Raw genomic sequence first — 9324 nt, 5'->3', positions numbered from 1 at the left:
GGCCGCTCCTTTCTCATCTATTTTGCGCTTCTCGCAATAAAATTACTCTCCGGTGTTTCGTTTTGCAAGAACCTCATGAGATACAGAAATAAGATTTTAAAACCTGACAATTTCAAGAACAAAATGCAACATCAAGCATAAAAATAGCGGCAAGTGATTCTTTAAGATTTATCTTGCAGCAGTAGTTCTGTCAATAAAACTGCCTGTACCTTATCGGAATTCATCGCCTTATTCAGTTCTTGCTTAAGATTATTTTGCAGTGTCAGAAAACCCTCAGGCGTGCGCAAATCGTCAGGATTGGTGTTGGAGATTGCCACTTTAAATATGTCGTTGAGACTTTTCGTATTTTCTTGCAACCAGCCTTGATCGTCCGCACCAACTTGTATAGTGACCTGCATTCTGGTCACTTGACCGTTAATATTGACGACAGCTTCGGGCAGCGTCGCATAACTGATTTCGGCATTATTTTTTGGAGCGCGATTCACATAGAAATAGATCGCCACTGAAATGACGATAAATCCCAACAAAATAATGCTGGCAGCGTACTGGGTAAATTGATCTTTTTTTCTGACTACGGCTGTTTTTCTTGTTGGTGATAGCGGTACTTTTTTTTGGGTGGCCGAGGCTCTTGCCGCAGACTCTCCAAGTGAGATAGACGCAACCGACCGTTTAGACTTAGTGGTAGCGTCGGAGCTGACCAAAGATGGCGAGGGTTGTAATGGTGAATTTGCAGGCGGTACTGGTTGCGTTGACTTATTAACTTTGTCTGGCGCGGGCTTGCTGTCAACCACAACTGAATCGGGACTAAAGCCCCATTCGTCAAGAATGTTATCGCCAAATTCGGATGACTTAATTATTCCGCCATGCATGGGTTCAAAATCGAGCTTAGAAGTCAGCAGTGCTTTCTTTGCATCACTATTCGCCATAAGCAGTGCACTCCCCAATAATAAATACCAATATGATGGCCTTGAGCAAAACCGCCTCAAAGCGTCGTGGCGCGACGCCATACAACAGTACTATCTTCGTTGTCACGCCTTGCCGGGATCATTTTGCGTAAGTCGTTGATGAATTGTAGTATCGCATCACCACTAATTGCCACAAAGAAATTAAAACATAGGGTACACGATAACTATAAGCTCACTTTGTGACATCAATATGGCAGATGTTCTTCGTATGGAAATCAATTAAGACCTACGCAAAAATTGTTCCGGCAAGGCACAGCAATGCAATTGAGACGATTTTGCGTACGTCTACTCATAATTTTTGTAACGAAAACACCACTGTAATAGCAATGATAAGCAGTGATGTTACTAGCCTGATTGCAGTGAAATCTTAGCAGATCAAAGCATCTATTTGCCTACTTCAATGCTTTTAGCAAAGCTTCGTTACAAACTTCACGAACCTAAGTTCCGATCATTCGTTATCATGGCGACTTTCCGAAAAAACCCATGTTTACAAATAGTTAGAGAATTATTGATGTCCTCACTGAGCAGAAACTTCCGTATCGACAATATCAAAGGTGTTTTGATATTTTTAGTCGTGTTCGGTCATTTGATTGAATTGCATATCGCGGGAGCGCATTTTCTGCACTCGATATGGCTTTTCATCTACTCGTTCCACATGCCGATGTTTGCCTTAGTCTCCGGCATGTTCTCAAAAGCATCTTTAGACGAAAAACAAGGTAGCCAATTAGTCAAAAATGTTGTTATTCCCCTGGTCGCTTTTGAGATTTTTTATGAAGGTCTGGAGTTGCTGTTAAAAGGCAATTTAAGCGTTTATAGCGGCTTGTTTGCACCTTATTGGATGCTCTGGTATTTGTTGAGCTTACTATCCTGGCGTCTGTTGTTACCGATTTTTTCAAAATTGCAATTTCCGGTGGTAATTGCCTTGGCTATGTCCTTAATCGCTGGTTATTCAGACAGCACGGGTTATTTTTTAAGTATTTCACGCACTCTCTGTTTCTTCCCATTTTTCTTATTGGGCTGGAAAATGGGACCGGGTGCCTTTGATAATACGAAGAAGCGTCTGGTATTTGTGAGTGCGCCGGTAGTAGCAATCGCGATCACCGCCTCGTTCTTATTGCACAGTGATTTCGATTATCGCTGGCTGTATGGCAGTTATTCGCTCAACCATCTTGGGATGGCGAATATGACAGGTAGTTTGTATCAAATCGCCCAATATCTTGCCTCATTGACAATTGGATTAGCCTGTCTACATTTGCTTTCTTTGAGAAATTGGGGTCTGGCACAAGTCGGTCAACGTTCTATGTATGTTTTTTTATGGCACGGTCTGGCACTGATTGTGTTGCAACAGACGGGTATTTTGAATGAGATTTTTAAACTAGAACAAGGATTGGCTATTTTTACGGCAATCGCAGTGAGTGCACTGATCGTCTGGCTGGCGTCACACGCCTGGTGTGAATTGATAACACAAAAGCTGATCTTAAAACCAATGTCATGGTTATTCATCAGAGCACAAGCAGCAAGCCAGCTTAGCCCAACTAAAGTTATTGAGGTGAAAGTCGTTCCACAAAAAACTTTAATTTGAATATAGTTAGAACACAGGGAAATTATCCTGTGCTCTGCTGAGACAATTACTTTATTTGAATATTACCTGCATCAAACTGGCGCGGATTCTTGCCAGTAATCCCTGCATAAAAGCACTGGATTTCAGCCATATCACGCGTAATATCCCCAGACAATTCAAACATGCGCCCGATGCCGCCGACTTTGCGTTTGAAGTCCAGATAACCCAGCGCAATTGGTACGCCAGCGCCTTGAGCAATGTAATAAAATCCGGTTTTCCAGTGGCTGACATTGCCACGCGTGCCCTCCGGCGGGACAATCACTGTCAATGACGAGGTGTTTTGGAAAGCCTCAACCGTGCTTTGGACCAAATTGCCAGTGCGGGTGCGATCCACCGGGATGCCGCCAAGCCAACGCATTACGCCGGCTACAACGGGTGGAAACAAACTGGCTTTACCCATCCAGTAAACATTAAGGCGCAGAGCAAAACAAACCAGCAAAGTCACGGGAAAATCCCAATTGCTCGTATGCGGCGCTGCGATCAGCACGTATTTGGGCGCGGTCGGTGTAATACCCTCGACCTTCCAGCCAATCAGTCTCAATATCAATAAAGAAACCCAACGCATCAAAGTATTGATGATGGGCGTGTCAAAAATGGTGTGATGCATGTACTAAGTCTTTGATAAAAATAGAATTTACGCCAAATTGCCGCAGCAAGGCGTCGTGACGAATGCGGCATTATAGAGAGAGACATGCTGCTTTAGGGAAATAAAGAGTGCCATCAATCAAGATGGAGGGTGCGTAGGTGAAAGCGCTGTGACCGTTTGCTGCAACAAGTCTGCGTCGATTTATCAGGCGAAGTAAGCTTCGCCTAAATATATACTGCCATTAGTATATTTTAATCGTCCATATAATCACTGGACAATCAGGCATTTTTCCATAAAATAATGGGGAGTATATTAAACCCAGAATTTGCACAAATTGATATTGCGGGGCAATTCATATCAATTCTGCTTTGCGGCTAAATTCTGTTCCGTGGCTGATTTATAGCCGCTTTAGGGCTGATTTAAGGCTGATTTACCCATGCAATCACGTCTTGCCATTGCGCTATATCTTTTTCTACTCTGGAAGGTGCAACATCCCACAAAGTCGCGCCGTGTGCTGCCAATTGAATATAGTTTTGGGTATCACGTAAATACGCTAGGACAGGTAAGCCTAGTTGTCCGACATAGTGCGCCAATTGATCCGACGCTCGGCTACGGCCATTGACTCGCATACCTAGCACGGCTAATTGGTAGTTCTTGTCCCGCTTATTGAGTTTTTTCAAAAAATCCTCCGTGGCGAGGATGTCAAAAATAGAAGGTTGCAGAGGGACAATCACCTTGTCCGCCAGTTTTAAGACCGCATCTAATTTACTGCCGCTTAAACCTGCAGGCGTATCCAATACGATATGTGTCGTCCCTTTAGGTGGTTTTGCAATATGACCGTCTTGGATTTCCCAGGCACTAATCGCTGGCAAACTGGCAGGGCGCAACGACAACCATGTGCGTGATGATTGCTGCTTGTCCGCATCGCCCAGCATCACCTTATGCCCTTGCGAGGCAAAGTATCCGGCCAGGTTAGTGGCGAAGGTACTTTTACCAACACCACCTTTAGGATTGACGATAGCGACGACAGGCATAGTGACTCCTCGTAACTGATAATGATGTTGAAGCTTAAGCTAAAACCAACAATAAAAGTGATGCTAAGAATTCAAATTATATAATCGCAACAAACAATCATTTTATGCAGGCACCAAGAGCGCCATTTGTTGCTGGGTGAGATAACACCATTCGCCCTCTTCCAAACCCAGAGACTGCAATGTTAGTTGTCCGACAGCAGTTCTGCTCAACGCCGCACAATGATTGCCGGCTGCTGCCAGCATGCGCTTGACCTGATGGTACTTGCCTTGCTCCAAGACGATCTCAAGCTGGTGATCAGAAAGCTGGCGGCAGGTTTGCGCTGCCAATGGCGCTGGTTCATCATGTAATTGCACGCCTGCCAATAGCTTTTCTACCAATTCGTTGGTGACAGGTTCCGCCGTGGTTGCAACATACACTTTGGGAATATGTCGTTTAGGCGAAGACTGGGCGTGGATAAATGGCCCATCGTCCGACATCAACAACATACCCGTCGTATCATGGTCCAGGCGGCCTACCGGCTGCACATCGCGCCACGAAAACTGTTCTGGCAAAAGGCTCAGTACACCGGGATGGTGGCTAGGTTTGCGTGAACATTCAAAATTAGCGGGCTTGTTGAGAACGATATAAATATGTTCACGATATTCCCACTCTTCATCAAAAATATGAAAAATCAGGCCATCGGTTTCCACGGTCGTTTTATAACTGTCCATGACTTCGCCAGCGATGCTCAGTTCGCCGTCATCGATTAGCTCGCGACAGTATTTTCGGGTGCCAAATCCTTGCGATTGCAGGATTTTATCTAGGGATAATTTACTCATGGGCGGCACTTTAACAGAAGCGAGGACGTCTGCAAAATTCAGGGTGTCAAATTGGTTTTTATTTTTTAAAAACAGTTAAAGGCAAGCTAATGATAAAGATGGTGCCTTGGTCGATGATGCTGTCAACGCTGATATGCCCATCGAGTACGCCAGTCACCAGGTTATACACAATATTGAGCCCTAATCCGCTACCACCCTGCCCTAATTTAGTAGTGAAAAACGGATCAAATATGCGTCCGAGATTGGCGGCGGGTATGCCTTTGCCATTATCGCTAACCACAATTTCCACTCTATCTTCTTCAAACAACTTGGCAGAAATATCCACCACACCGCGGGTGTCGCCTTCAAACGCATGAATAAACGCATTGTTAATCAGGTTGGTCAACACTTGCCCCAGAGGACCGGGGTAACTATCCAGAATAATTTTAGGCGGAATCGTATACACCACCTCATGCCGGGTCTTGCGTATGGTCGGACCAAGAGTCAGCACAATTTCTGCAATGGTTTCATCCAACACAAACAAACGACGATTGGCACTGGTCTGATCAACGGCAACTTGTTTAAAGCTGACGACTAGTTCGGACGCTTTACCAAGATTGCGCATCAAAATATCTGTGCCATTGCGCGTATTTTGTAAAAACTCGTCCAGAGTGGAACGCCGCATCCCAGTCTTCATCCCGGCGATGATTTGCTCGGTATGCTGCTGCAAAGTGCTGGCAATCGTCACGCTGGTACCGATGGGCGTATTGAGCTCATGCGCGATGCCTGCCACCAGGGAGCCGAGTGCGGCCATTTTTTCGGTGCGTAACAGCTCATGCTGCGCCCGCTGGAGATTCTCTAGCACGATCGTTAGCTCAGAATTGGCCACCTCGAGTGCGTTAGTTCGTTCTGATACCCTGCGCTCTAAACTGCTATTGAGGGTACGAATTTCTGATTCGTTATGCCGTTTTTCGGTGATATCTTCTTGCACCAGTACCAATAAAGATTCTTCACTCAGACGAATTAACCTGCCAGAAATATTACATAGCAGGATTTTTTCCTGATGACCACAATGTAGCCATGCTTCGTAATCATGGATCTCGCCATGATGTTCTACGTTTTGCATTACGGCATCTAAATCTTCTTTATTTCGCCACAGCGCAAGTTGTTTTTCTGGGCTGTTTAAGATGTCATCATGCGACCAGCCAAATTGCCTGACCCAGGCATCATTGACATCAATCATCGTGAAACTGGTTGTTTTACGAAATACCGTCATTGCAACTGGCGAGGCATGAAAAATCGCGGTGAATTTTTCTTCGGTAAAACGCAAGGCTTGCTCTGCACGCAAACGATCATTTAATTCTTGTTGGAGTATCTCATTTTTCAGATCGCGTTCTGAGAGCAAAGCGCCCAGATCAAGCCGCATTTTGTCCAGGCTATCGGCAAAGCTGCCAATCTCATCCTTGCGATGCCGGATCACCGCTTTGTCCAGTTTGCCACGCGCCAGATCGGCAGTAATATTTTGCAGTGCCTGCAATGGATGTACGATCCTGCGCTCAAATAACAGCAGGATAAAACCAAACGAAATTAAAACCTGCGCAAGGATTGCGCCGCCCAACTTCAAGAAATCAATCAGTAAATCGTGATCCAAACGCCCTGTACTCAGTTCGATAACGACCTTACCGATTTGCTTATTATTTAAAAAAATCGGACGTTCTTCATGCATGACCTCGCCGATGCGTCGCTCGGCGATTTCGCTATGCACAAACTGGCTTCGGGATTCATCTTCGACGGTGACTTGCAGAACTGCCGGGTCACGCATGACGGCTTTAACAAATTGGGTAGCAACTTCTTTATCGACATTCCAGACCGGAACCGCCATCGCGCTGGACAGCATATCCGCGTATTGCGACATTGGGGTACGCACACGTAGATCCAACTCACGCTCGTACCGATCCACCAGCAAAAATCGTCCGACGACCAAGGCTGGCAGTAAGATTCCTAATGCGACGCCTAAAATCAGAATTTGACGAAGTGAAAGTTTTCCCAACATGAGCCTTGTAGAGTTGCTTATAGAGTTGCCAGTTGCCATAGCCAGTTGCCATATACAGTTTTATTTTCGCTGCAAGGAAACGACTGGCATTCACCGAATTTTGCAGAGTTCGCCGTTAGCTATTTTTGCAAAAAGAGCCTGATTAACAGACATTCACTCAGATATATGCGTAGCGTCTTGAACACCTCAGTCACTTTTTTTACGCCAGAGCTGAATGTTATTTTCAATTAATTTATCCATCACATTCTGCTTGGTCAATTTGATCATTGCCTTCGCAACGCGCCCGCGCATTTCTCCGGTATTACATGGCGATTTGTGCGAGAAAGTTAAAAATAAGCCCTCATTACTAATCGCTGGCGTGACTATTTTTAAGCCGGTGATATTCAGCTTAGCCACGTAGGCGAGGCTTGGATCTTCCTCATAAATCAGATAATCTGAGCGCGATAAAGTCAACATTTTTAATGCTGATTCCAGACTAGCAACGGTAGCTATTTTCAATGATTCCTTAGCATAATGATCGAAATCGTCACCGAAGCTATTATTGATCACCGTGACTCCCTGTTTGCCCTGTAGATCGCTCCACTTCTTATAGTTGAGAGACCTATTTGCTTTTGTCCAGATTACAGAATGCGTTTCACGGAAAGCCGGATAAAAATAATCCATGTAATCCAGTCTGGGTTGAGTGAAAAAAGCTCCCGCAATCAAGTCAATACGACCAAGCTTAGCCTCCTCCTGCACGCGCCCCCAAGTACCAACATACTTGACTTCAATCGGTATGCCTAACTCTTTTGATAATAACTGCATTAAATCGGCATTTGCACCGATTAACCTGCTTTCATCGCTGGGGTCACGCCATAAATAAGGAGGATATTCTGGATTGCCTGCTGCAATCAACGCTTTACACGATTCAGCTTGCGCATTTGAACCAGAAAAACAGGCGCAAACCAAGGCGAGAACACTGAACAACTTTAGTCCTGACAGCGGCTGTATTTGCTTGTAGCTTAACATTGAGCAGTCCCTTGTTTTTATTGGGATAATGAGCGTCTAGTCTAACGACTGGATTTGGTATTTACAAGAACGATCTAGGCGTAGGGCAATAAAATACTAAGAAGCAACGAAAATGAGCAAGATAGAAAACTGAAATGTAAAGTTAGTTTCGCCACTATTGGCGATCCCATGATGACCCCAACCAAGACCTGTAAGCAAGCTTAGCCCTCGCTCCTGTCAATAGAGCAAACCTTGTGAGCTTATTAGTATCCACGAAGGCTCTGGTTACATTATCGATTGAAAATACTCTGCCCATCTCCAGCCTACGCAAATCACCTCGCTTGATCATCTCTGCAAATTTGCGTAAGTCGCTAACAAGAATACTCAAAAAATTAACGGCGGATAATGCTATCGCCACTGTTTCTGACCAGATCACCGCTACCGAATCCTGGATCATGGTCGAAATTAAAAGTGTTTTTATCGCCATTATCATATTGCACTGCGACTGCCCAGACTTTGGACGATTTTGCTTTTTGCTCAATTTTACGACCAGCATAGGCACCGCCAGCTGCACCAGCAACCGTTGCCAGATCGCGCCCGGTGCCATTACCGACCTGATTACCTAATAGTGCACCGGCCACACCGCCGGCAATTAATCCTAAAGCGCTGCCTTCTCCCTCTTTATCACTCACATTGACCGATAGCACACGACCGCAGCCAGCGCAGCTTGCGCCCGACTTGGTTGATACGGTGACTGCCTGCATATTCGATTTTGCGGTAGCCAATGCATTGTTATATTCGGTCTTGGCATCCCGCAGACATTGCATGCGCGAAGCGGATGTACTCTCTTCTGCACACAACTTTTTATCATCAGCATATCGAGTTGCCGCTCTTTTAGTATCTTCGGTATATTGCTGCTTAGAACTGATTGTTTGTGCATGAGCACCTATGTTTACACTTGAAAGTAGCAGGAACAACACAGGGAAAATTAAGGCGTTTTTTTTCATGTTAGAACTCCCGGATAAATTAAAGGATGGAAAAGCGAAGAACTTCCAGTAATACGGCATCATCAATAACAAGCATGTCAGCTTTGTCGTCGTATAAGCCAGTTCAGGTAAAACACGGCACAGAGCGCCGTCATTTTATGTAAAAGGCATGGCATACAATGTGCATACCTTTTTTAAGAATTATTTTTATAATTTGTTGAGCTTCTTGCAAAATACCCAAACCAGTAAAGTCGAGCATGGGTGTGGCCACTGTTGCGATTGGTTTTCTTGTTT

At 45.0% G+C, this 9324-nt stretch carries 8 protein-coding genes; 1 reads left to right on the top strand and 7 read right to left on the bottom strand.

The genetic code is table 11. The features are described 5' to 3' along the window. Nucleotides 1-161: 161 nt before the first annotated feature. Entirely contained in the window at nucleotides 162-926 is a 765-nt protein-coding gene (locus QN395_RS20355; RefSeq protein ID WP_322118090.1) for a flagellar basal body-associated FliL family protein, read from the bottom strand. 550 nt (nucleotides 927-1476) lie between these two features. Here QN395_RS20355 and QN395_RS20350 point away from each other — a divergent pair. Then, the gene (locus QN395_RS20350) at nucleotides 1477-2547 is read left to right on the top strand and encodes an acyltransferase family protein (RefSeq protein ID WP_322118089.1); all 1071 of its coding nucleotides are present in this window, start codon (nucleotides 1477-1479) and stop codon (nucleotides 2545-2547) included. A gap of 46 nt (nucleotides 2548-2593) precedes the next feature. On the opposite strand, the gene QN395_RS20345 is transcribed toward QN395_RS20350, so the two are convergent. From QN395_RS20345 to QN395_RS20320, 6 genes are all read right to left on the bottom strand, one after another. After that, the gene (locus QN395_RS20345; RefSeq protein WP_322118088.1) at nucleotides 2594-3193 is read right to left on the bottom strand and encodes a lysophospholipid acyltransferase family protein; all 600 of its coding nucleotides are present in this window, start codon (nucleotides 3191-3193) and stop codon (nucleotides 2594-2596) included. Between the two features lie 398 nt (nucleotides 3194-3591). After that, nucleotides 3592-4206, bottom strand: a complete 615-nt coding sequence (locus QN395_RS20340; protein WP_322118087.1) for a ParA family protein — start codon at nucleotides 4204-4206, stop codon at nucleotides 3592-3594. 102 nt (nucleotides 4207-4308) lie between these two features. Further along, complete coding sequence (locus QN395_RS20335; RefSeq protein ID WP_322118086.1) at nucleotides 4309-5025, bottom strand: 16S rRNA pseudouridine(516) synthase; 717 nt, start codon at nucleotides 5023-5025, stop codon at nucleotides 4309-4311. A 58-nt stretch (nucleotides 5026-5083) separates the two neighbouring features. After that, the gene (locus tag QN395_RS20330) at nucleotides 5084-7057 is read right to left on the bottom strand and encodes an ATP-binding protein (RefSeq protein ID WP_323492887.1); all 1974 of its coding nucleotides are present in this window, start codon (nucleotides 7055-7057) and stop codon (nucleotides 5084-5086) included. A 186-nt stretch (nucleotides 7058-7243) separates the two neighbouring features. Further along, nucleotides 7244-8065, bottom strand: a complete 822-nt coding sequence (locus tag QN395_RS20325; protein WP_322118084.1) for a substrate-binding periplasmic protein — start codon at nucleotides 8063-8065, stop codon at nucleotides 7244-7246. 371 nt (nucleotides 8066-8436) lie between these two features. After that, entirely contained in the window at nucleotides 8437-9051 is a 615-nt protein-coding gene (locus tag QN395_RS20320; protein WP_322118083.1) for a glycine zipper 2TM domain-containing protein, read from the bottom strand. Between the last annotated feature and the right edge of the window lie 273 nt (nucleotides 9052-9324).

The organism is Undibacterium sp. RTI2.2 (genome assembly GCF_035018705.1).
Lineage (GTDB): Bacteria > Pseudomonadota > Gammaproteobacteria > Burkholderiales > Burkholderiaceae_D > Undibacterium.
The sequence above is the reverse complement of the archived record's forward strand: the minus strand, read 5'-3'. Positions and strand labels throughout refer to the sequence as shown.

Bases quoted from the DNA above. Each gene is read 5' to 3' on its own strand.
- QN395_RS20320 (WP_322118083.1), bottom strand. From the start codon at position 9,051: ATGAAAAAAAACGCCTTAATTTTCCCTGTGTTGTTCCTGCTACTTTCA.
- QN395_RS20350 (WP_322118089.1), top strand. From the start codon at position 1,477: ATGTCCTCACTGAGCAGAAACTTCCGTATCGACAATATCAAAGGTGTT.
- QN395_RS20330 (WP_323492887.1), bottom strand. From the start codon at position 7,057: ATGTTGGGAAAACTTTCACTTCGTCAAATTCTGATTTTAGGCGTCGCA.
- QN395_RS20335 (WP_322118086.1), bottom strand. From the start codon at position 5,025: ATGAGTAAATTATCCCTAGATAAAATCCTGCAATCGCAAGGATTTGGC.
- QN395_RS20340 (WP_322118087.1), bottom strand. From the start codon at position 4,206: ATGCCTGTCGTCGCTATCGTCAATCCTAAAGGTGGTGTTGGTAAAAGT.
- QN395_RS20345 (WP_322118088.1), bottom strand. From the start codon at position 3,193: ATGCATCACACCATTTTTGACACGCCCATCATCAATACTTTGATGCGT.
- QN395_RS20355 (WP_322118090.1), bottom strand. From the start codon at position 926: ATGGCGAATAGTGATGCAAAGAAAGCACTGCTGACTTCTAAGCTCGAT.
- QN395_RS20325 (WP_322118084.1), bottom strand. From the start codon at position 8,065: ATGTTAAGCTACAAGCAAATACAGCCGCTGTCAGGACTAAAGTTGTTC.